Source organism: Janthinobacterium sp. 1L-D-8-B-C4 (assembly GCF_057291295.1).
In genome coordinates this window covers 108,977-131,557 of the sequence record NZ_JBXAVX010000008.1, presented here as the reverse complement: position 1 = coordinate 131,557, position 22,581 = coordinate 108,977, and the positions used below count along the sequence as shown (strand labels likewise).

General features: G+C 63.3%; 19 protein-coding genes. 12 read left to right on the top strand and 7 right to left on the bottom strand.

Annotation, left to right across the window (positions count from 1 at the left end; genetic code table 11):
* Window positions 1-2: 2 nt before the first annotated feature.
* From AC0Z42_RS15795 to AC0Z42_RS15775, 5 genes are all read left to right on the top strand, one after another.
* Window positions 3-1,958: a beta-galactosidase gene (locus AC0Z42_RS15795; RefSeq protein ID WP_485469151.1), complete on the top strand. Its 1,956-nt coding sequence runs from the start codon at window positions 3-5 to the stop codon at window positions 1,956-1,958.
* A 67-nt stretch (window positions 1,959-2,025) separates the two neighbouring features.
* Window positions 2,026-3,261: an ABC transporter substrate-binding protein gene (locus AC0Z42_RS15790; protein ID WP_485469262.1), complete on the top strand. Its 1,236-nt coding sequence runs from the start codon at window positions 2,026-2,028 to the stop codon at window positions 3,259-3,261.
* 21 nt (window positions 3,262-3,282) lie between these two features.
* A complete protein-coding gene (locus AC0Z42_RS15785; protein WP_485469150.1) occupies window positions 3,283-4,206 on the top strand; it encodes a carbohydrate ABC transporter permease in 924 nt (307 codons plus the stop codon).
* Between the two features lie 9 nt (window positions 4,207-4,215).
* Window positions 4,216-5,067, top strand: a complete 852-nt coding sequence (locus tag AC0Z42_RS15780) for a carbohydrate ABC transporter permease (protein WP_485469149.1) — start codon at window positions 4,216-4,218, stop codon at window positions 5,065-5,067.
* Between the two features lie 90 nt (window positions 5,068-5,157).
* Window positions 5,158-7,287, top strand: coding sequence for an FUSC family protein (locus AC0Z42_RS15775; RefSeq protein ID WP_485469148.1), 2,130 nt, complete (start codon window positions 5,158-5,160; stop codon window positions 7,285-7,287).
* Here the strand turns inward: AC0Z42_RS15775 and AC0Z42_RS15770 are convergent.
* On the bottom strand, window positions 7,253-8,374 hold the full coding sequence (locus AC0Z42_RS15770) for a cytochrome-c peroxidase (protein WP_485469147.1): 1,122 nt from the start codon (window positions 8,372-8,374) through the stop codon (window positions 7,253-7,255). The genes AC0Z42_RS15775 and AC0Z42_RS15770 overlap by 35 nt on opposite strands.
* A complete protein-coding gene (locus tag AC0Z42_RS15765) occupies window positions 8,374-10,935 on the bottom strand; it encodes a TonB-dependent receptor (protein ID WP_485469146.1) in 2,562 nt (853 codons plus the stop codon). Before AC0Z42_RS15765 ends, AC0Z42_RS15770 begins: the two co-directional genes overlap by 1 nt.
* A gap of 203 nt (window positions 10,936-11,138) precedes the next feature.
* On the opposite strand from AC0Z42_RS15765, the gene AC0Z42_RS15760 reads away from it, so the two are divergent.
* Window positions 11,139-11,993, top strand: a complete 855-nt coding sequence (locus AC0Z42_RS15760) for a pirin family protein (protein ID WP_485469261.1) — start codon at window positions 11,139-11,141, stop codon at window positions 11,991-11,993.
* On the opposite strand, the gene AC0Z42_RS15755 is transcribed toward AC0Z42_RS15760, so the two are convergent.
* On the bottom strand, window positions 11,994-12,239 hold the full coding sequence (locus AC0Z42_RS15755) for a hypothetical protein (protein ID WP_485469145.1): 246 nt from the start codon (window positions 12,237-12,239) through the stop codon (window positions 11,994-11,996).
* Between the two features lie 308 nt (window positions 12,240-12,547).
* On the opposite strand from AC0Z42_RS15755, the gene AC0Z42_RS15750 reads away from it, so the two are divergent.
* From AC0Z42_RS15750 to AC0Z42_RS15740, 3 genes are all read left to right on the top strand, one after another.
* Entirely contained in the window at window positions 12,548-12,931 is a 384-nt protein-coding gene (locus tag AC0Z42_RS15750; protein WP_485469144.1) for a glutaredoxin family protein, read from the top strand.
* An 84-nt stretch (window positions 12,932-13,015) separates the two neighbouring features.
* Window positions 13,016-13,228 carry a hypothetical protein gene (locus tag AC0Z42_RS15745; protein WP_485469143.1) on the top strand — a complete coding sequence of 71 codons (213 nt, stop codon included), beginning with the start codon at window positions 13,016-13,018 and terminating at the stop codon, window positions 13,226-13,228.
* A gap of 83 nt (window positions 13,229-13,311) precedes the next feature.
* A complete protein-coding gene (locus tag AC0Z42_RS15740) occupies window positions 13,312-13,506 on the top strand; it encodes a hypothetical protein (protein WP_485469142.1) in 195 nt (64 codons plus the stop codon).
* A 31-nt stretch (window positions 13,507-13,537) separates the two neighbouring features.
* On the opposite strand, the gene AC0Z42_RS15735 is transcribed toward AC0Z42_RS15740, so the two are convergent.
* A complete protein-coding gene (locus AC0Z42_RS15735) occupies window positions 13,538-14,092 on the bottom strand; it encodes a cob(I)yrinic acid a,c-diamide adenosyltransferase (RefSeq protein ID WP_485469141.1) in 555 nt (184 codons plus the stop codon).
* A gap of 150 nt (window positions 14,093-14,242) precedes the next feature.
* Here AC0Z42_RS15735 and AC0Z42_RS15730 point away from each other — a divergent pair, with 150 nt between their 5' ends.
* Genes AC0Z42_RS15730 through glcF form a run of 3 tightly spaced genes read left to right on the top strand, consistent with a single transcriptional unit; the run spans window position 14,243 to window position 18,072 of the window.
* Window positions 14,243-15,733 (top strand): FAD-linked oxidase C-terminal domain-containing protein, encoded by a 1,491-nt coding sequence (locus AC0Z42_RS15730; protein ID WP_485469140.1) that lies wholly within the window; start codon window positions 14,243-14,245, stop codon window positions 15,731-15,733.
* 17 nt (window positions 15,734-15,750) lie between these two features.
* On the top strand, window positions 15,751-16,821 hold the full coding sequence (gene glcE / locus AC0Z42_RS15725) for a glycolate oxidase subunit GlcE (protein ID WP_485469139.1): 1,071 nt from the start codon (window positions 15,751-15,753) through the stop codon (window positions 16,819-16,821).
* Between the two features lie 24 nt (window positions 16,822-16,845).
* On the top strand, window positions 16,846-18,072 hold the full coding sequence (gene glcF, locus AC0Z42_RS15720) for a glycolate oxidase subunit GlcF (protein ID WP_485469138.1): 1,227 nt from the start codon (window positions 16,846-16,848) through the stop codon (window positions 18,070-18,072).
* Here glcF and AC0Z42_RS15715 read toward each other — a convergent pair.
* The 3 genes from AC0Z42_RS15715 to AC0Z42_RS15705 all read right to left on the bottom strand — a co-directional run bounded on the left by AC0Z42_RS15715 (window position 18,069) and on the right by AC0Z42_RS15705 (window position 22,548).
* On the bottom strand, window positions 18,069-20,168 hold the full coding sequence (locus AC0Z42_RS15715) for a putative bifunctional diguanylate cyclase/phosphodiesterase (protein ID WP_485469137.1): 2,100 nt from the start codon (window positions 20,166-20,168) through the stop codon (window positions 18,069-18,071). The two genes, glcF and AC0Z42_RS15715, sit on opposite strands and share 4 nt — an antisense overlap.
* 196 nt (window positions 20,169-20,364) lie before the next feature.
* On the bottom strand, window positions 20,365-21,501 hold the full coding sequence (locus tag AC0Z42_RS15710) for a PilT/PilU family type 4a pilus ATPase (RefSeq protein ID WP_485469136.1): 1,137 nt from the start codon (window positions 21,499-21,501) through the stop codon (window positions 20,365-20,367).
* A gap of 3 nt (window positions 21,502-21,504) precedes the next feature.
* Window positions 21,505-22,548 carry a type IV pilus twitching motility protein PilT gene (locus tag AC0Z42_RS15705; RefSeq protein ID WP_485469135.1) on the bottom strand — a complete coding sequence of 348 codons (1,044 nt, stop codon included), beginning with the start codon at window positions 22,546-22,548 and terminating at the stop codon, window positions 21,505-21,507.
* Between the last annotated feature and the right edge of the window lie 33 nt (window positions 22,549-22,581).

The following is a 22,581-nucleotide window of genomic DNA, read 5'->3' as shown; positions in this document are numbered from 1 at the left end:
TCATGCGTTTAGGAGTCTGTTATTACCCGGAACATTGGCCGGAATCGATGTGGGAAGATGATGCGCGGCGCATGAAAGCGATGGGCATTGCCCAGGTACGTATCGGCGAATTCGCCTGGAGCCGCATCGAACCGGAAGCGGGCAAGCTGCAGTGGGACTGGCTCGACCGCGCCATCGACGTGCTGGGCGCGGCCGGCCTGGAGGTGGTGATGTCGACGCCGACGGCCACGCCGCCGAAGTGGCTGATCGACCTGCATCCCGATATCCTGCCGGTCGGTGCCGACGGCCGCGCGCGCGCCTTCGGTTCGCGCCGCCACTACGATTTTTCCTCGAACGCCTATTTCGAGGCCTCGCATCGCATCGTTACCCTGCTGGCCGAGCGCTATGGCAACCATCCGGCCGTTACCGCCTGGCAGACCGACAATGAATATGGCTGCCACCAGACGGTGGTCAGCTATTCGCCCGACGCGGTGGCGCGTTTCCGCGACTGGCTGCGCGCACGCTATACCACCATCGCTGCGCTGAACGCGGCCTGGGGCACGGTGTTCTGGAGCATGGAATACACGAGTTTCGAGCAGATCGACGCGCCGGTCGGCACGGTTACCGAAGCTCATCCGTCGCACCGCATGGACTACCGCCGTTTTGCTTCCAGCGAAGTGGCGCGCTACAACCGCATGCAGGTCGAGATACTGCGCCGCCATGCGCCAGGCCGCGTGATGGCGCATAACTTCATGCAGAACTTCTTTGAATTCGACCATTATCCGGTCGCCGCCGACCTCGACGCGGCGACCTGGGACAGCTATCCGCTGGGCGCACTGGAAGAATTCTGGTTTTCGCCCGAGCTGAAGGCGCGCTGGCTGCGTACCGGCCACCCCGATTTTGCCTCGTTCAACCACGACCTGTACCGCGGCATGTCGAAGCAAGCCTTCTGGGTGATGGAACAGCAGCCCGGTCCCGTCAACTGGGCCAAGTGGAATCCGGCGCCGCTGCCGGGCATGGTACGCCTGTGGAGCTGGGAAGCGTTTGCTCACGGCGCCGGTTGCGTCTCGTATTTCCGCTGGCGCCAGTGCCCGTTCGGCCAGGAACAGCTGCATGCCGGCCTGAACACGCCCGATAATCTGCTCGATATCGGCGGCGCCGAAGCGACGCAGGTGGCGCAGGAGCTGCAACTGATCGGCAACCAGGATGCCAAGGTGACGACCAGGGTCGCGCTGGTGTTCGACTATGAAGCCAAATGGCTGTTCGAAGTGCATCCGCAGGCCCAGGACTTCCAGTACGGTCCGCTGGTATTCGAATATTATTCAGCCTTGCGCTCGCTCGGTTTCGACGTCGACGTGATTCCAACGTCGAGCAACTTCGACGGCTACAGCCTGATCGTCGTGCCGCCGCTGCCGGTGCTGCCGGACGACTTGCCGCAGCGCCTGCAGGACAGCGGCGCCCACGTGGTGTTTGCGCCGCGCAGCGGCTCGAAAACGGTGGATCTGTGCATACCAAGCAACTTGGGACCGGGCCCGCTGGCGCAGCAGTTGCCGATGCGCGTATGGCGCGTCGACGCCATGCGTCCGACCACCCGCGTGCCGGTGCAGTGGGGCGAGCATCAGGGCGAAGCGCGCATCTGGCGCGATCTTGTCGAGGTGGCCGGCGATACCAAAGTGGTGGCGACCTTCGACGACGGCCATCCGGCCATCGTGCGCAATAAGCGCCTGCATTACCTGGCGGCCATTTTTGACGAGCCGCTGCTGCGCGAGTACCTGGCGACGGTGGCGCAAGAGGCGGGCTTGCCGGTGGCACGCTTGGGCGACGGAACGCGCATCAGCCGTCGCGGCGACCTGACGTATGTGTTCAATTATGGCGATGCGCCGCTCGATGCGCCGCACCCGCCGCAAGCGACATTTGTCATCGGCAGCGCGCAAGTGCCACCGCAGGGCGTGTCGGTATTTCAAGTTGGGCCAGTTTGAATAGCGAACACAGATTCGCACCGTGAAGTTTTTCCGTGATCAACACCCAGGAGACAAGATGAAACGCATGATGCAAGCAGGAATGATATCGGCAGCCGTACTGGCCGCCACCATGAGCATGGCGGCCCAGGCCGGTACGCTGGCCGTCAATATCGCTTTCAAGGGCGCCAGCCAGCGCACCGTCTGGCAATCGACGCTCGACGAATTCAAGAAGGCCAATCCCGACGTGGAGCTGAAGGTCGCCTTCGTCGACGAAGAAGCCTACAAGATCCAGCTGCCGAACTGGCTGTCGAGCCAGGCGCCCGACATTGTTACCTGGCACAACGGCGAGCGCATGGCGTATTACGCCAGCCGCGGCCTGTTTGAAGACTTGAGCGGCGACTGGGCCAAGAACAACTGGAACGAAACCTACGCGTCGAGCAAGGAAGCATCGTCGTACAAGGGCAAGCAGTACGCCATGCCGACCGTCTACTACTCGTGGGGCATGTTCTACCGCAAGGATCTGTTCACGAAAGCGGGCATCGCCGGCGAGCCGAAGAGCTGGGCCGAGTTCATGGAAGCGAACAAGAAGCTCAAGGCGGCCGGCATCAGCCCGATCGCCGTCGGTGGCCGCGACGCCTGGACCCTGGCCGGCTGGTTCGACTACCTCGACCTGCGCATCAACGGCTATGCCTTCCACCAGCAGCTGATGAACGGCGAAATTGCCTACACCGATGCGCGCGTGAAAAAGGTCTACACCACCTGGAAGACGTTGCTCGACAATAAATACTTCATCGACAATCCGCTGTCGTACGACCTCGATGCGGCACAACCGTTCGTGTTCCAGGGCAAGGCGGCGATGATGCTGATGGGTACCTTTATCGCCAAGGGCTTCCCGCCGAAACAGGCGGCGGTGATGGGCTACTTCCAGTTCCCGAGCATCGACCCGGCGATTGCCGGCGCCGAGGAAGGCCCGATCGAGTCGCTGCATATTCCTAGCCGCGCCAAGAACAAGGTCGACGCGCGCCGCTTCCTGGCGTTTGTCGGCACGCCGTCCATCAGCGCCAAGCTGGCCGAAGGCCTGGGCTCCCTGCCGGCCAACAGCAAGTCGGCGCCGCCGGAAGAACCGATTTCGCGTATCGGCTTTGACATCCTGTCCAACACCAAGGGCGGTATCGCGCAGTTCTATGACCGCGACATGACCAAGGAAATGGCTGACGAAGGCATGAAGGGCATGCAGAAATTCATCAACGATCCGAACGCGCTGGACGACATCCTGGCGCAGCTCGAGCGCACCCGCAAGCGCATCTACAAAAAATCGTGATGACCGGGCCAGGCTGACGACATGCATACTTCTACTCTCGGCGCCAGCGCCACCAGTGAACAGGCGCCGCGCCGGCCTGTGCGCTGGTGGGCCGCGCCCGCCTTCAAACGGCATCGCGCCGCCGCGCTGTTCCTGGCGCCGGCCTGCCTGCTGGTCGGGCTGTACGTGGTCTATCCGATCCTGTACACCATCTACCTGAGCTTTTTCGAGTGGGATGGCCTGGCGCAGAAGACGTTTGTCGGCCTGGCCAATTACCAGGAACTGTTTCATACGGACACGTTTTTCACCGCCCTGAAAAACAACTTCCTGTGGCTGGTGCTGTTCCTGCTCGCGCCGCCTGCCGGCCTGGCCGTGGCGCTGTACCTGAACCAGCAGGTGCGCGGCATCCGCCTGGTCAAGTCGCTGTTCTTCGCCCCGTTCGTCTTGTCGGGCGTGGTGGTGGGCCTGATTTTCAGCTGGTTCTACGATCCGACTTTTGGCCTGCTGGCGCTGATTCTCGGCCATGGCGTGCCGGTGCTGGGCGACCCGCGCTATGTAACCTACGGCATTATCTTTGCCGCACTGTGGCCGCAGACGGCGTACTGCATGATTCTGTTCCTGACCGGGCTGACCTCGATCAACTCGGAGCAGGTGGAAGCGGCGCGCATGGAAGGCGCCAAGGGTTGGAAGATGCTGATCCACGTGATCCTGCCGCAATTGCGCCCGAGCACCTTCATGGCGGTGGTGGTCACCATTATCGGCGCGCTGCGCAGCTTTGACCTGATTTCCGTGATGAGCGGCGGCGGGCCGTTTGAAAGCTCGACCGTGCTGGCCTATTACTCGTATGACCAGGCCATCAAGTATTACCGCCAGGGCTATTCGGCCGCCGTTGCCGTGGTGCTGTTTGCCATGATGCTGGTGTATATCGTGTACCACCTCAAGCGCATGCTGCGCACTGAACAGTAAAGGGCCACCATGTATCCCATGCCTGTCGATAAATGGAAGCCGTGGAACCGGCGCCTGTATAAATTGTCCCTGCCGCTGGCACTGGTGATCTGGCTGCTGCCGATGATCGCCGTACTGGTGACGTCGCTGCGCTCGACCGAAGAACTGATGGAAGGCAATTACTGGGGCTGGCCGCGCGACCTGTCGCTGTGGGCCAACTACCACGAAGCGCTGACGGCCTCGCCGATGCTGCACTATTTCTGGAACAGCGTGCTGATCACGGTGCCATCGGTAATCGGTTCGATCGCGCTGGCGGCGATGGCCGGTTTTGCCTTGTCGACCTACAAGTTCAAGGGCAACACGTTTCTGTTTGCCACCTTTGTGGCGTGCAACTTCGTGCCAGTGCAAATTTTGATGATCCCGGTGCGCAATATGTCGCTGGACTTTGGCGTGTTCAACACGGTGCAGGGCCTGGTGCTGTTCCATGTGGCGTTCCAGACCGGGTTTTGTACCTTGTTCCTGCGTAACTTCATCAAGCAGCTGCCGTTCGAGCTGATCGAAGCGGCGCGCATCGAAGGCGCCGGCGAATGGACGATTTTTACCAAAGTGATCCTGCCTTTGATACGGCCGGCGCTGGCCGCGCTCGGCATCCTGGTATTTACCTTTGTGTGGAATGACTATTTCTGGGCCCTGTGCCTGACGCAGGGCGACACGGCCGCGCCGATCACGGTTGGCGTGGCAGGCCTGAAAGGGCAGTGGACCACGGCCTGGAACCTGGTCTCGGCCGGCTCGATCCTGGCGGCCCTGCCGTCGGTGCTGATGTTCTTCCTGATGCAGAAGCATTTCGTGGCAGGATTGACCTTTGGCGCCACCAAGGGATAATTCCCGTACGTAGTATCACGCTGCCATCCCCGCCGCGCGCCCCTTACAATACCTGCCAGACAATCATTTTGGCAGGGCAAGGGGCGCGCAGTGAAATTGAGGCAACTTCATCGCCGGTGGACCGGCCGGGCAGGGCGCTGGGGCGCGGCGCTGCATGGCGTTGGCGACCGGCTGGCGCAGCGCCGTCCGCTATGGATGGTCACCCTGGCCGTCGACGAAACCAATCTGTCTGAAGGCTTGCGTGCCGCCTGCGCGGCCAGCGCCATGCTGGTTCTCGGCCTGCTGTTCAACCATGCCGATTTTTCCTGGGCCGCCATCGGCGCCTTCTGGACCTGCCTGGCCGACGCGGCCGGCACGCGCCGCATGCGTTTCGTGTCGATGCTGGGCTTTGGCTTGCTGTCGACATTTGCCGGAGGCGTCGCCGCGCTGGCAGCAGGCCATGGCGTGGCTGCCGCCGCGCTGGCCGTGCTGGTGTTCTCCTGGGCCGGCGCGCTGGCGCGCATCTGGGGCGCGGCTGCGGCCCAGGTGGCGATCCTGGCCGCCACCGCCTGCGTGGTGATGGTCACCCATCCCTTGCACTCGGCCTCGCAGGCATTGCCCTTTCTGGCGATTTACCTGTTTGGCTGCCTGTTTGCCACCTTGCTCAGTTTTACCGTCTGGCGCATCCACCCTTACGGCCCCAGCCGGCAGGCGATCCGCAGCGCGTATTTGCGCCTGGCCGGCATCGCGCGCGACAATGCGCGCTACCTGGCGCAGGCCGGCGAACTGGCCGGTGGCGGTGCGCATGGCGCCAGCTACCGTTCGCAGGCGCGCGCCGCGCTGGAAGCGGCAAGGGTGGCGCTGGCCGCCGTGCCGCCGTCGCGCGCCGGCCACGGCGCACTGCATGACAATCTGCTGCTGGCATTAAGCGACGCCGAACGCATTTTCGCCTACCTGATCGCCGTCACGCACTCTTGCGAGCGTGAACGCCAGCGCCTGCGCCACGATCCGCGCGCGCGGCGCAGCCTGGACGCGATGGCGCTGCTGCTGCGCCGCCTGGGCCTGGCCTTGCGGCGCCATCCGGAAACACCGCCGTTGCCGCTGCAGCGCCGCCTGACTGCCTGCGGACGGCGCCTGGAAGCGGCCCTGGGTGCCTTGCTGCCGCTGCGCCTGAACGTGGCCTTCATGGAACTCGATTTGCCGCTTGCCGCACGACTGCCGTGGCGGCAAGCGGCAGCGCAATCGCTGGCGCAGGGCTGGCAAACCTTGCGCGTCAACGCCAGCGTTGAGTCGTTGGGCTGGCGCCATGCGGCGCGCGTGGCGCTGACCACCACCAGCGCCTTTCTGCTGGTCGAGCTGTTGCAGATCCCGTTCGGTTACTGGGCCACCATGGCCACGCTATTGATCTTGCAGCCATCGGTTTCGACCACCTGGCCGCGCGGTATGGAGCGGGTGGCCGGCAGCATCGTGGGGGCGCTGCTGGCGGTGCTGATCGGCCTGGTGATCCACACGCCGCTGGCCATTTCGCTGGTGGTGTTTCCGCTGATTGTCGCCACCATGGCGCTGCGCCGCGTCAGCTACAGCCTGCACGTGATGTTCATGACGCCGGCCTTTGTGCTGGTGGCCGATTACGCCATGCCGGCCAGCGAAATGGCATATGCCTTCAGCCGCCTGGGCAACAATGTGCTGGGCTGCGTGCTGGCCTTGCTGGCGACGTTTTTCCTGTGGCCCGACCGCGAAGCCGACGACCTGGAAGCGCGCCTGGCCGGCGCTGTGTCGGCCAACCTGAAATACCTGCTGGCGGTGCTGGCGGCCGGTGGCAAGTGGGATCCGTCGATCGCGCACCAGCGCCGCGAAGCCGGATTAGCCAGCAATAATGCCGAACAGGTGCTGCAGCGCCTGCGCATCGAGCGCCGCCTGGACCGCAGCAGCGGCGTGGGACTGGCCGCCCTGCGTACCTTGCCGCTGCTGCGCCGGGTGGCCGGCAGCACCGCGCGCATCAGTCTCAGTCCCGACTCGCTGCCCGCCACGCCGGTGCTGCAACAGTGGATTGCCGCTGTCGGCAGCGAAATCGACGCCTTGCTGCGCGGCGAACACGAGGTGGCTACCCCCGGCGACTGCCAGGCCACGGATTTGACCGCGCTGCAGGCCGACGCGGTGGCGCAGGTGCTGATGCTGCGCATTTTGCTGCGCCAGCAACTGGGCGCTACAGTACTTCCAGAAAGCTCTTCAGCGCCGTGATTTCAGCTGCGGTCAGTTGCAGCCGCTGCAGCAAAGGCGAGGTGATGGGAAACTTCGGGTCTTGCGCCTGCTCGGCATTGCGCGGCACCGGCCGCGACATGCCCGCGTTATACATGTTCAGCACGCCTGCCAGCTGCGGGAACAGGCCGTTGTGCATCCACGGACCCGATTGCGCCACGCCGCGCAGCGACGGCGTGCGGAACTTGCCGACATCCTGCGCGTCGCCCGTAAGCAGGTAGCGGCCTAGGTCTTCGTATTTCTTCCGTCCGTAAAAAGCCAGGCCCAGGTTGTGGAATTGCTGGTCCGTCAGCAGCGCGCCACTGTGGCACGTCATGCAGCGCGCCTTGGTGCGGAACAGGTGCAGGCCCAGCAGTTCCCGTTCATTCAGCGCCGTGCGCTCGCCTTCCATGAAGGCGTCAAAACGCGTCGCCGGCGGCAGCAAGGTGCGCTGGTAGCCGGCCAGCGCGGCCAGGATGCGCGCCAGGGTCACGCCGCCGGCCTGGCCGAAGGCGCTGTCGAATTGCGCCCGGTAGCCTTCCAGCGCGGCCAGCTTGGCCGGCAGCGCCGGCACGTCCATCGCCATTTCGTCGGCGTGCTGCAAGGGGCCCAGGGCTTGCACTTCCAGGCTGGCCGCGCGGCCATCCCAGAACAGCGACTTGATGTCGCCCACGCCCAGCAGGCCCGGCGTATTGCGCAGGCCCGGCCGGCCGTCGTGGCCGTTTGATACGCGCTGGCTGTCGGCAAAGCCGTGGGCCGGATTGTGGCAGCTGATGCAGGCAACCGCGTTCGAACGCGACAAGCGCGGATCGCTGAACAGGCGCTGTCCCAGCGCCGCCACTTTGGGCGCCACCGGCGCTGCGGCGATGGCCGAGACACTCGCCAATTCCGCAGGCTGGACGCCGTCGGGTACCTGCGGGCGTGGCCAGCTGGCGATGGGTCCGGCATAGGCCTGCCGCAAGCAGGCCAGGTCCCAGCTCTTGCCCGCAGCGCAGGCCACGCGCGCCGCCTCCTGCGCATGGCCTTGCAGGCCGGGCAGCAGGGCGCCACACATCAGCAACGCGCCCGCCGCTTTTTTCAGGTAGTTCATCAGAAACGGTAACCCAGTTCCAGCGTGAACTGGCGGCCTTTTTCATAGACGATCTCGGCCGAGGCATACAGGGGATTGGTGCGGTTCGTCAGGTTTTCCACCGCCAGGTTGAGATAGCCCTCGCCTGGCCCGGTTTTCGGCAGCGCATATTGCACCCGCAGGTCCCAGCTGATGGACTTGCCGACCGTGGCGTCCTCGAACACGGTGGCCACGCCGCCGTCGAACAGCTTGCTTTCGCCGGTGCTGACCAGGCCGCTTTCCGGCCCGCGCACGCGCAGGAAATTGTCGACCTTCAGGCGATAGGCGGGCACATCGGTCGACAGCAGCAGCCGCGCCGTCCAGGGCCGGTTGTAGTTGCTGACCGGCATGTCGGTCGCCGCCAGGTACTTGCCCTTGTAATACACGTAGCCGTCCAGGCCATTGTCGATATTGCGCACGGTGGTGTCGTAGTCGGCGTGCGAACTGTTGGTGTGCGTCTTGTCAACGCCGAATTGTACGCGGGTGGCGGTGCCGGCCCATTGCAGCGGCCGCATGGTTTCCGCCGACAGCGTCCACAGCTTGCTGTTGGTGTGGCCGACATTGTCCCAGTAGAAATTGGCGGCCGACACCACGTGATACACCATCTCGTCGCGTCCAGCGCGCAGCACGCGCTTGGCGCTCCATTTCATGCCGCCCCACTGCTGGCTGATGCCGAACATTTTTTCATCGGTGTAGGGCGACTTCATGTCACCGAGTTTCAGCCAGGTCCAGTTGGTGGCCATTTCCGGCGTGCCCCAGTCGGTCAGCACGCCGCCCGACAGCCGGCGCGTCTGCGGCGAGGCCTGCAAGGCCAGGCGCTTGGCGCGCGCATAAAAGTCGAAGAAATTGCGGCCATAGTAACGGTTGGCGCCCGCTTCGAGCAGGGTCGTGCCACGGCCACCCACGTCCCAGGTGGCCGACAGGCGCGGCGCGATGGTGGCTTTCGGCGACAGGTCGTCGTCGTCGTAGCGCACGCCCAGGCGCAGGCGCACGTCGCCGGCCTTGATGTCGTCCTGCAGGTGCACCGCGCGCGTCTTGTTGGTCAGTTCGTAAGAGCCCGCGTAATAGATGATGCGCTGCGCCAGGTACTGGCCGCGCACGCTGGACGCCGCATTCCACGGCGTGGCCATCGAGCAGAACTCGGTGTCGACGCCACCGCCGAGCATGGCGCAGCTGTTGATATTGAGCGACACCTGGTACTGTTCATATTGCGTGTGGCGCACATAGCTGCTGGTCTGCTTGCCCAGTTCCAGGCCGGCCTGGAAGGCATGCGTGGCGCCCAGGAAGGTCACCGGGTCCCACTTCAGCTTGCCTTTGTAGTCGATGTTTTCCTGTTCCTGGTCGACATTGCCGAAACCGCCTTCGTTGCTGGACCAGCCGGTGGCGTTGGTGCCCGTCTTGGCGCCCCAATTCTTCTCGGATGAATAGCGCCAGGCTTTCCAGATGCTCGAGTCGGTGCTGCGCGAACTGTCCATGCTTTTCCAGCTCAAACGATGGTCCATGACGGCGCCGCCAAGCCAGTCGAGCGGATGGACCAGGCCCAGGTTGACGCCGGTGCCGCCGCTTTTCAGGTGAAAGCTGCTGTTCTTCGTGTTGGCGATGAAATGGTCGCCGCTCGACGGCGCATGCATCAGCGACAGGTCGGCTTTCACGCCGGGGCGGATGCTCCAGAAGGCCCGCACGAAGGCATTGTCGTTGCCGCGCTTTTGCACCTTGCGGTTGGCGTCGCTGCTGCTTTGCAAGCCGTTGCCATAGCCATTCAGGGGGATTTCGGAGGTCTTGCGCACGAAGCTGCCGATCAGGCTGAAGTTGTCTGTCAGCTTGCTCTGCAGCGCGGCGCGGTAGGTCCATTTTTCAAACGCGGGCTGCAGGTCGGCGGTGGTCGAGTTGGCCGCACTGGCGCGCTGGCTGTCGTTGAGCTTGTATTGCAGCCAGCTTGAACGCGTGCTTTCCACCGACACCTGGCCACCGAGCTTGCGTGTCGGCGCGCACGTATTGGCGTTGACCACGCCGCCCTTGAAGCGGCCATATTCGGCGCCGACGTTCGAATCGAGCACCGTCACCTCGCACAGCAGGCTGGTATCGATGGCAAAGCCCTGGCTGGCCGACGGTGGCGTGGTGGCGCTGTTGGTATTGGAAATACTCTGGGTCGGATTGTTGGTGGGGCCAATATCGTTGTTGAGCGACATGCCATCCATCTGGTACAGGTTATCGTAGAACTTGGCGCCGTTGATGCTGATGTCGGCCGGCGCCAGCTCGCCCTGGGTGGCAGACGCCTGCTGTTTGTTGGCGAACTGCACGCTGGGATGGATGCGCAGCAAGGTCGTGATATTGCCGTCGATGCCATTCATGGCGTCGATCTGGCGCCGGTCCAGCTTTTGTTCGCCCAGCGACTCGCGCTCGGCCCGCAGGCGTACTTCGGGCAAGACTTGCGGTGCGGGTTCTTGCGGATCGGCTTCGGCGGCAAAGGCCAGTGGAGTGCTGGCGCCAAAGGCCAGGCTGATGGCAAGGACGGACTGGCGCAGGGGGAGCGTGGAGGACATGAAAACCTTGAACTGACGAAAGTGGGGCGGTTGCAAGTTGTAAATGATAACCATTTCGATTTAGATTGGCAATAATGATTTTGCCAATCGTCAAAACGTGTGCAGGCAAGCCGGCTTCCACGCGCCCGTGCCGTCACCACGCCGTTGCCTGAATTGCGCGATAATCGCCGCCATACCCCATCACCACAGGATGCAGCGTGAACATGAAAACCATCAAGGGCCTGCACCAGGCTTACCGCGACGATATCGCCGACCTGACCACGCGCCGGCCCGTGCCGGGGCCTCGCCTGCAACAGGTCGATCCTTTCCTGTTTCTCAATCACCATGGTCCGCAGACCTATGCGCCGGGCAACGGCGGTTTGCCGTTCGGCCCGCATCCGCACCGCGGCTTTGAAACCGTCACCTTCATCCTCGAAGGCGAACTGATGCATAGCGACAGCGCCGGCCACGACAGCATCATCGGCGCCGGCGGGGTGCAGTGGATGACGGCTGGCAGCGGCCTGGTGCATGCCGAACTGTCGCCGCCCGCCTTCAAGCGTGACGGCGGGCCGCTGGAAATTTTGCAGCTGTGGCTGAACCTGCCGTCGCGCCTGAAAATGACGGCACCGCGCTACCAGGGCGTGCAGGACGAGGCCATCGTCAAGGTCGCCACGCCGGACGGCTTGTCGACCTTGCACCTGGTATCGGGCGATTACGCAGGGCATCGCGGGCCGATAGACTCGCTGACCGGCGTTTTCATGTCGTGGCTGGTGATGCGTCCCGGCGCGCGCTTTGCGCTCGATGGCTTGGGTGGCCGCAATGTGTTTTTGTATGTGGTAAGCGGTACGCTGGCGCTGGACGACCGCAGCGCGCCCGCATTTACCCTGGTCGAGCTCGATGTCGACGGTGAGGGAGTGGCGTTTGCGGCGCCCGAAGGCGCGGTGGTGCTGTTCGGCCATGCCGAACCGATCGGCGAACCGGTGGTGGCGCATGGCCCGTTTGTGATGAACACGCGCGAGGAAATCAACCAGGCAATCCGCGATTACCAAGCGGGCAAGTTCGAATCGAATAAAACCTGATCAGTCGACCGATTCTTCGGCGGGCCGGGTCTTGCGCGGACGCCCGCCCAATTTGCCGTTTTCGCGTGCTGCCGCCGTCTTGGCGCTGCTGCGCGCCTGGCCGCCTTTCTTGCCGTTATTGGAGGTGACCCAGCGCTGCGAGCCGAGAAAGCCTCGTAGTGCACGGCCACGGCGGCGGGAAACGCGGCTTTTGTTGCCACGCCCCCGCGCGTTGGCCTGCGCAAAATCTTTGTCAGTGAACTCCATGGATTTCCTCTTGGCAGTGCCGACCATGCTACGCCTGCCGCGTCCGAGCTTGCATGCCGGGTGCAGGTTTGTTGAGGCTGCGCAGTCGCGGCCGCATTCAGCCATATTCGGCCATATTCAGCCCGGTAGGGCGCGACATTGTATCGACATCGCTGCCTGACTATCTCTCCAAATTTCACTTTCTGCAGCCAGGCTCACTATATTTTCAAAAAGTAAAATTTATCTCGGAGAAACGTTGACTCTAAAATAAGTGCGTTCTATATTTGGTTTTGCAGCATGGATATTCGATTAACCGGAATGGGAGTGTGATGCACAAGAAATTCAAATCCTTGCTCGTGTATAGCTTGATTCTGGCGGCAGGGCTCGGCAGCGGTTACGGCTTGTCCTTGTTGCCGGGCCTGTTCAAATCGAATTACACGGAAGGCAATTACGCCGCGTATTTTCCGAATGCCCAGAGCAAAGTGGTGTTGTACGGCACCGCCTGGTGCGGCTATTGCGCCAAGACGCGCGCCTATTTCAAGAAAAATCATATCGATTTTGTCGACCTCGATATCGAGAAGTCGCCGGAAGCACTGAAGGCGCATGCCGAGTTGGGCGGTGGTGGCGTACCGGTCGTATTGATCGGTAATCGCAAGATTACCGGCTACGACGCCGATGCCTTCCAGGCGGCAATCAAGAAAGCCGCCGGCTGATTCCCTGGTTCCGCTCTTATGTTTGCCCGCAACATGAAACGGCGGCATGTTGCGTTTCATTTACGTCGCTTATAAAGGAACAGCATGTTTAAAAAGATCGCTTTTTTCCTGTTTGTGGCAGGCGCCAGCCTGTCGTTCAACAAGGCCGCGCACAGCGAACCGGGTTGTTCCATCCAGTGTAGCCAATTGCGGGCGATTTGCCTCGACGAAGGCCGCAGTTCCGCCTCCTGCCGCGATAACTACAATTTCTGCATTGAAAACTGCCGCAACGGGATTTTTCCGGACATGCCGGAGTAAGCGGCAGCAAAAAGAGGATGGCTACCTGGCGGCCCATCCTGGAGGTCGGTCTACGCCTGTCACTTTGATCAGGAGCTGCACACATGTTTAAAAAACTGGGTTTCTTTCTGTTTGCGATGGGCGTGAGTGCATCGTATGCAATGGCTGGCGGCGGCGAGCAGGCATGCTATGCGCAATGCGATGACAATCTCGATCAGTGCGTGGCAAACCGGCCGACGTCTGTCGGTGCTTGCACCAAGATCCACAGCATCTGCTACGAGCGCTGCGATCAGGTCTGACACCATCGCAGCAGCATCGTGCATGACCGTGTCAGCTGCTGGCACGGTCATGCCGCCACAGCACGTCCGAGCCGCCGGCAAAGCGGTTCAGCACGCGCGACAGCACGAACAGCAAATCGGACAGTCGGTTGACATACTGGCGCGGATGTTCATGGATGGTCTCGCTGGAAGCAAGCGCCACGATGCTGCGCTCGGCGCGTCGGCACACGGTGCGGCACACATGGGCCAGCGAGGCGGCGCGCGAGCCGGCCGGCAGGATGAACTCGGCCAGCGCGGGCAGTTCGGCATTGTATTTGGCCAGCAGGTCGTCCAGGCGCAGCACGTGCTCTTCCTTGATCAGCTGGTAGCCGGGTATGCACAGTTCGCCGCCGAGGTCGAACAGGTCATGCTGGATGGCGACGAGTTCCTCGCGCAAGGCGTCGGGCATGGCTTCGCACAGCAGCAAGCCCAGGTTGGAATTGAGTTCGTCGACGTCGCCCATGGCGTGCACGCGCGCGCTGTCCTTGCTGGTGCGGCTGCCGTCGCCCAGGCCCGTGCTGCCATTGTCGCCCGTACGCGTGGCGATTTTCGAAAGTCGCTTGCCCATGTTGCCATCCTGTCGTGTCGATAAAGAAGGGCAGCATACGACACTGCGCGCCGCAGCGGCTGGAAGTTGATATCGATTCCAACGAAAAATGCGCGGTACGCGGTTTTTTGTGCTTACAATCAGGGCAACGCCATGCCTGCCCGGACCACCATGCATACTGATATCGCCGAACCAGGATTTACCCTCACGCGCCAGCAGGCGGTCGCTGCCGCCTTGCGCGCCGTGCTGCCGGCGCGCAGCGTGCTGTCCGATAGCGAAGACACGCGCCCCTACGAATGCGACGGCCTGGCCGCCTACCGCCAGTTGCCGATGATCGTGACCCTGCCCGACACGGAGCAGCAAGTACTGGCCATCCTGCGCGTGTGCCGCGAAATGAAAGTACCGATCGTGCCGCGCGGCGCCGGCACCGGGCTGTCGGGCGGCGCCTTGCCGATTGCCGATGGGGTGGTGCTGTCGACGGCGCGCCTGAACCGCATCGTGCGCGTCGATCCTTATGCGCGCATCGCCGTGGTGCAGCCGGGCGTGCGCAATCTGGCCATCTCGGAGGCGGCGGCGCCGCATGCGCTGTACTACGCGCCCGATCCGTCCTCGCAGATCGCCTGCAGCATCGGCGGCAACGTGGCGGAAAACTCGGGCGGCGTGCATTGCCTGAAATATGGCCTGACGGTGCACAATGTGCTGCGCGTGCGCGTGGCCACCATCGATGGCGAGATCATCGAACTGGGTGGCGAAGCGCTCGACTCGCCGGGCCTGGATCTGCTGGCCGTGTTCATCGGTTCCGAAGGCATGCTCGGCATCGTTACCGAAGTGACGGTCAAGCTGATACCGAAACCTGCCACCGCGCGCGTCATCATGGCCTCGTTCGGCGACGTCGTCACGGGTGGCAATGCGGTGGCCAATGTGATCGCCGCCGGCATCATTCCGGCCGGCCTGGAAATGATGGACCGCACTTCGTCGCGCATGGTCGAGCCCTTCGTGAAAGCCGGCTACGACATCGATGCCGCCGCCATTTTGCTGTGCGAGGCCGATGGCACGTACGAGGAAGTGGCAGAAGAAATCGCGCGCATGACGGCGGTGCTCGAAGGGGCGGGTGCCAGTGCGATCGCCGTCTCGCAGACCGAAGCCGAGCGCATGAGATTCTGGTCCGGGCGCAAGAATGCGTTTCCCGCCGCCGGGCGCATCTCGCCCGATTATTACTGCATGGATGGCACCATCCCGCGCAAGAAACTGGCCGAGGTGCTGACCGGCATCGCCGCCATGGAAACCACGCATGGCCTGCGCTGCGCCAATGTGTTCCATGCCGGTGACGGCAATCTGCATCCCTTGATCCTGTTTGACGCCAACATGCCCGGCGAATTCGCGCGCGCCGAAGCCTTCGGCGCCGATATCCTGGCCCTGTGCGTGGCGGTCGGAGGCACCATCACGGGCGAACACGGGGTGGGCATGGAAAAGATCAACTCCATGTGCGTGCAGTTCTCGCGCGCCGAGCTCGATGCCTTTTTTGCCGTCAAGCGGGCCTTCGATCCGCATGGTTTGCTGAACCCCGACAAGGCGATTCCCACCCTGAACCGCTGCGCCGAATTTGGCAAGATGCATGTGACGGCAGGGCGGCTGCCATTTGCCAACCTGCCGCGTTTTTAGTCACACCGGAGACCTCTTTGCAAGCAATCGTGGAACAATTCAGGCAACGCATCATCGACGCCAGCGCCGCGGGCACACCGCTGCGCCTGCGCGGTGGCGGCAGCAAGGACTGGTATGGCCAGCAGCTGGCAGGTGACATCCTCGACACGCGCAGCCATGCCGGCATTATCGACTACGAGCCGACCGAACTGGTAATCACCGCGCGCTGCGGCACGCCCTTGGCCGAGATCGAGGCCGCGCTGGCGGCGCGCAACCAGATGCTGGCGTTCGAGCCGCCGCATTTCGGCGCTGGCGCCACGGTGGGCGGCACAGTGGCCTGTGCATTGTCCGGACCGCGTCGCGCCAGCGCCGGCGCCGTGCGCGATTTCGTGCTGGGCGCGGTGCTGATGGATGGCAAGGGTGAACGCCTGTCCTTTGGCGGCCAGGTGATGAAGAACGTGGCAGGCTACGATGTGTCGCGCCTGCTGGCCGGCTCGCTGGGTACCTTGGGGCTGATCCTGGAAGTGTCGTTGAAAGTCTTGCCCTTGCCGCTGCGCGAAGCGAGCCTGCGTGTTGATTGCACCGAAATCGCCGCGCTGCGCATGCTCAATGAATGGGGCGGCCAGCCCTTGCCGATTTCGGCCAGTTGCTGGCATGACGGCGTGCTGACCTTGCGTTTGTCGGGGGCAGAGGCGGCCGTGACGGCGGCGCAGCGCCAGCTGGGCGGCGAGGCGGTCGCACCGCAGGACGCGGCGGCTTTCTGGACCGCGCTGCGCGAGCAGACCCACGATTTTTTTGCCGCCCCGGGCAGCCTGTGGCGCTTGTCCTTGCCGGCGCATGCCAGTGCCGTGATTTTGAAAGGGCGCCAGCTGATTGAATGGGGCGGCGCGCAGCGCTGGCTGAAAACTGATGGCGATGCCGACGCCGCCGGCGCGCAGCGCATCCGGCAAAGCGTGGCGGCAGCTGGCGGCCACGCGACCCTGTTTCGCGGCGGCGACAAGGCGGTCGGCGTGTTCCACCCGCTGGCGCCGGCCGTGGCGGCTATCCATGAACGACTGGCGCGCAGTTTCGACCCGGCCGGCATTTTCAATCCGCAGCGTATGTACTGAATGTATTGAATCTATCGAGACGCCATGCAAACCAATCTTGCCGACTTTATCAAAAATACGCCGGCCGGCGACGAGGCCGAAGCCATCCTGCGCGCCTGCGTGCACTGCGGCTTTTGCACCGCCACCTGCCCCACTTACCAGTTGCTGGGCGACGAACTCGATGGCCCGCGCGGACGCATCTACCTGATCAAGCAGGTACTCGAAGGCGCGCCTGTCACGCATAAAACGCAGACGCACCTGGACCGCTGCCTGACCTGCCGCAACTGCGAATCGACCTGCCCGTCGGGGGTGCAGTACGGGCGCCTGGCAGATATCGGCCGTAACGTTGTCGAGCAGCGGGTGCAGCGCCCCCTGCGCGAACGCGCCTTGCGCTTTGCCCTGAAGGAAGCCTTGCCGCGCCGCTGGCTGTTTACGCCGGTCTACAAGGCGGGCCAGGCGCTGCGCCCGCTGCTGTCGAAGGGCTTGCAGGACAAATTGCGGCCCGGCGCTGCACCGGGCCGCTGGCCGGCGCGCACGCATGCGCGCACCATGCTGGTACTGGACGGCTGCGTGCAGCCGGCCATGTCGCCGAATATCAATGCGGCGACGGCGCGCGTGCTCGATAGCCTCGGGGTGCAACTGATCAAGGCGGCAAAGGCTGGCTGCTGCGGCGCGCTGCGCCACCACCTGAATGACCAGGAGGCTGCGCTGGACGACATGCGCCGCAATATCGACGCCTGGTGGCCGTACGTGGAAACGATTGAGGCGATCGTCATGACGGCCTCTGGCTGCGGCGCCACAGTCAAGGAATATGGCCACTTGCTGGCGCACGATGCACGCTATGCCGTCAAGGCGCGGCGCATTTCCGAGCTGGCGCGCGACCTGTGCGAAATCCTGCCGGCATTCGAGGTGGAACTGGTGGCGCTGGTGCAGGGCCGCATCACCGGGCGCGTGGTGTACCACCCGCCGTGCACCTTGCAGCATGGCCAGCAAATCCGCGGCCGGGTGGAACAGGTGCTGCGCGCGGTCGGCGTCGATGTGCGCCTGTGCGCCGACAGCCATCTGTGCTGCGGCTCGGCCGGCACCTATTCCATCTTGCAGCCGGCGCTGTCGCAGCAGCTGCGCGACAACAAGGTGGCGCACCTGGAAGCGTGCGCGCCGGACGTGATCGTGTCGGCCAATATCGGCTGCCTCAGTCATTTGCAGTCGGGTACCGAGGTACCCGTGCGGCACTGGATCGAACTGATCGATGCGGCGCTGAACAAGCCCTAGATCTGGTCTTCGGTATAACGCGCCGCGCGCCATTGCGGCGGCGCGATGAAGTTGTCGGCCCAGTCCAGCACGGCGTCGGCCGGCATCGGGCGGGCGATGCCGTAGCCTTGCGCCAGGTCGCAACCCAGCTCGATCAGGCGCTCGCCGTGGGCGATGCTTTCCACCCCTTCTGCGATTACCGTCAGCTGGAACGAGCGGGCCAGGCCGATCACGGCGCGCACCAGGTGCAGGTCGTCGCGGTCGTTGAGCATATTGTGCACGAAGCTCTGGTCGATCTTGATGATGTTGGCCGGCAGGCGCTTCAGGTAGGACATCGAGGAATAGCCGGTGCCGAAGTCGTCCAGCGCAAACGTGATGCCCAGCGCCTGGCAGGCGCGGATGATGCGGCGCACGTGTTCGACGTCGTGCAGCGCCGATGATTCGAGGATCTCGATTTCCAGCATGCTGGCGCGCACGCCGGGAAATTCGCCGAGGATGGTTTTCAGGCGCAGCACGAAATCGGGCTGCTGGAAGTGGCGCGCCGCGATATTCACGCTCACTACCCACTGGCGGCCAGCCGCGCTCCAGCGCTGCACCTGCCACAGCGCCTGGCGCAGCACCCATTCGCCGATGTCGATGATCAGGTCGGTTTGTTCCACCAGCGGCAGGAACTGCGACGGCGCCAGCAGGCCGCGCTGCGCATGCTGCCAGCGCAGCAGCGCTTCCATGCCGATCACGGCACCGCTGCGCATGTTGACCTTGGGCTGGTAATGCAGGCGCAGTTCGCCGTTCTGCAGCGCGTGGCGCACTTCGGTGCGCTGGTTGTGGTGGGTGCGTACTTCCTCGTCGAGGTGGCTGTCGAAGAAGTGATACTGGTTGCGTCCCGTCAGCTTGGCCTGGTAGACGGCATGGTCGGCGTGGCGCAGCAGGCTTTCCGCGTTCATGTCCTTGCCCGCATACACGGCAATGCCGGCGCTGGCCGTCAGGTGCACGGCTTGCTGGTCGCACTGATAGGGCAGGCTCAGTTCGCGCATCAGCAGCTGCAACTGCTGCTCGATGCTGTCCAGGCTGGCCTGGCCGCACAGCAGCAGCACGAATTCGTCGCCGCCCAGGCGCGCCGCGTAATGCGACTTGCCGGTGAACTCGTGCAGGCGGCCGGCCACCTGCTTGAGCAGGTCGTCGCCCGCTTCGGCGCCGTAGCGGTCATTGATGTTTTGAAAGTGGTCGAGATCGAACAGGCATACGGCCATCAGGCGCTGGCGTTCGCGCGCCAGGAACAGTTCCTGCTCGAAGCGGGCCGCCAGCGCGGCGCGGTTGGGCAGGCCGGTCAGCACGTCATGGTAGTTTTGCCAGGACATTTTTTGCAGTACCTGCTGCATGTGGACGGTTTCCGTCAGCTGCGCGCCCAGTTGCTGCCGGCTGGCCTGCAGCGAGGTCAGCATCTCGCCCACGTCGCCGACCATGCCATTGAAGGCGCGCGACAGGTCTTGTGCTTCCGGCGTGACGCCGGGCGCCATGCGCACCGTGAAGTCGCCGCCGCGCAAGCGCTCGATCGCTTGCGCCAGCCGCGCCAGCAACTTGCGGTGGGAAGCCAGCAGCAAGCCCAGCAGCACAACGATCACGCTGATATTGAAGGCACTCATCAGCGCTTGCTGGCGCACCGCTTGCCAGACATGCAGCAGCGGCAGCTCGGGCGTATAGCGCAGTTCCAGCACGCCATCGCTGCCGCCGGGCAAGGAGACCTGCAGGCGGTTGTGGATCGCCGTCATGCCGGCCAGCCGGGCAAACCAGGCAGGCGCCTGCTCGCCGGACAGTGCGCCAGGCTGCTTGTCGGCCAGCACTTCGATGCGCGCGCCGCCGCCATGCCAGGCGATGGCGGCCAGGTTACGGTTCAGCGGCAGGGCGGTGCGCAGCACCTGCTGCACGCTGGCGCCATCGCTGCGCACGGACAGCGGCAGCACGGTGTTGGCCAGATACAGATTGAGCTGGCGCGCCTCGCCGTGGTAGCGCGCATCGGCCTGCGCCGTTTCCGTCGCCAGCAAATGATGGTAGCGGAAGGCGGAGACGGCCAGTATCAGCAAGAAAATGGGCAGGAACCAGCGGGAATACGTCCCCATCCGCGCCCATGACGATAAAATGTTCCCGAAGACTGGCATCGTTTTGTATCGATATCCGTGAATAATTTAGCAAACATTATCACCGAATAGTGCCGCCAGGAACACGATATAGACCGCCAAGCTTAAAAAAAATTAACTATAAGAAATTTGCATGTTTGTTGTCTAAAGTCAATGAAAATATCCTGGCCCGTTACTCTTACAGCAGGCCCAGCGAACTGCTACCGGTATTGGCATCGCGCGCATGGGCCGCCTTGCCGTTGAGCTTGATGGACAGGCGCAAGTCATTGACCGAATCGGCATTGCGCAAGGCGTCTTCATAGCTGATCTGGTCTGCTTCGTGCAAATCGAACAGCGCCTGGTCAAACGTTTGCATGCCCAGTTCGCGCGATTTTTTCATCAGCTCCTTGATCTCATGGACCTGGCCTTTGAAGATCAGGTCGCTCATCAATGGCGAATTGAGCAGGATTTCCATTGCTACCTTGCGTCCGGCGCCGTCCTTGCGCGGCACCAGTCGCTGCGAGATCAGTCCCTTCAGGTTCAGCGACAGATCCATCAGCAGTTGCTGGCGCCGTTCTTCGGGGAAGAAATTGATGATGCGGTCCAGCGCCTGGTTGGCGTTATTCGCATGCAGGGTGGCCAGGCACAGATGGCCCGTTTCGGCAAACGCGATCGCGTGGTCCATGGTTTCGCGGTCGCGGATTTCGCCGATCTGGATCACGTCGGGCGCCTGGCGCAAGGTGTTTTTCAGGGCCGTGCCCCAGTCTTCCGTATCGACGCCCACTTCGCGCTGGGTGACGATGCAATTGCCGTGCGGATGGATGAATTCGACCGGGTCTTCGATGGTAATGATATGGCCGTGGCTGTTGGCGTTGCGGTGGCCCACCATCGCTGCCAGGGTGGTCGACTTGCCGCAGCCGGTGGCGCCCACCATGATCACCAGGCCGCGCTTGCTCATCACCACGTCCTGCAAAATGGCGGGCAGGCCCAGCTTGCCCAGCTCGGGTATCGCGGTGTTGATGGTGCGCAGCACCATGCCCGCCTGGCCCAGCTGTACAAAAGCCGAGACGCGAAAGCGCCCCAGGCCCTCGGGGCTGATGGCGAAGTTCGCTTCGTTGCTCGCTTCAAAACTCTGCACCTGCTTGTCGTTCATCAGCGCACGCACATAGCCGGCCGCCAGCGCCGCGTCGAGTGGCGTGGCTGACAGCGGCGTCAGTTTGCCGTCAAGCTTGATGGCCGGCGGAAAACCGGCCGTGATGAACAGGTCCGAGCCGCCGCGTGCGCGCATCTGCGCCAGCAGCGCGTGGATGGCGCCGGTATTGTCGCTCATGGTCATGGCTTATCCCGGGAAGTTTTCAGGCGACTTGGCGGCCGAACGCGCCGTCTCGGCCGAAATCGTGCCGCGCCGCACCAGGTCGGTCAGGCACTGGTCCAGGGTCTGCATGCCGACATTGCTGCCGGTCTGTATCGCCGAATACATCTGCGCCACCTTCGCTTCGCGGATCAGGTTGCGGATCGCCGGCGTGGTCAGCATGATTTCATGGGCCGCCACGCGGCTGCTGCCGTCCTTGGTTTTCAGCAGGTTTTGCGCGATCACGGCCTGCAGCGATTCGGACAGCATGGTACGCACCATTTCTTTTTCTTCGGCCGGGAACACATCGATGATGCGGTCGATGGTTTTTGCCGCCGACGAGGTGTGCAGGGTGCCAAATACCAGGTGGCCGGTCTCGGCCGCCGTCAGCGCCAGGCGGATGGTTTCCAGGTCGCGCAGTTCGCCCACCAGGATCACGTCGGGGTCTTCGCGCAAGGCCGAACGCAGCGCATTGCTGAACGAATGCGTGTGCTGGCCCACTTCGCGCTGGTTGATCAAACACTTTTTCGGCTCGTGCACGAATTCGATCGGGTCTTCGATGGTGAGGATATGGTGGTTCAGCCGTTCGTTGACGTGATTGACCATCGCCGCCAGGGTGGTCGACTTGCCCGAACCGGTAGGCCCCGTTACCAGCACCAGGCCGCGCGGGCGCATCGCCAGTTCGCCGAAGATGCGCGGCGCGTTCAGCTCTTCCAGGCTCAAGACTTTCGACGGAATCGTGCGTAGCACGGCCGAGGCACCCCGTTCCTGGTTGTAGGCATTGACCCTGAAACGCGCCAGGCCCGGGATTTCAAACGAAAAATCGCATTCGAGCGCTTCTTCATACGCCTTGCGCTGGCCGTCGTTCATGATGTCATAGATCATGCTGTGCACTTCCTTGTGCTCGAGCGCCGCCACGTTCAGGCGGCGCACGTCGCCGTTGACCCGTATCATCGGCGGCAGGCCGGCGGACAGGTGCAAGTCGGAAGCCTTGTTCTTGACGGAGAAAGCGAGTAGTTCGGAAATGTCCATTTATAATCCCTGTGCCTGCAATAAAGGGCGCCG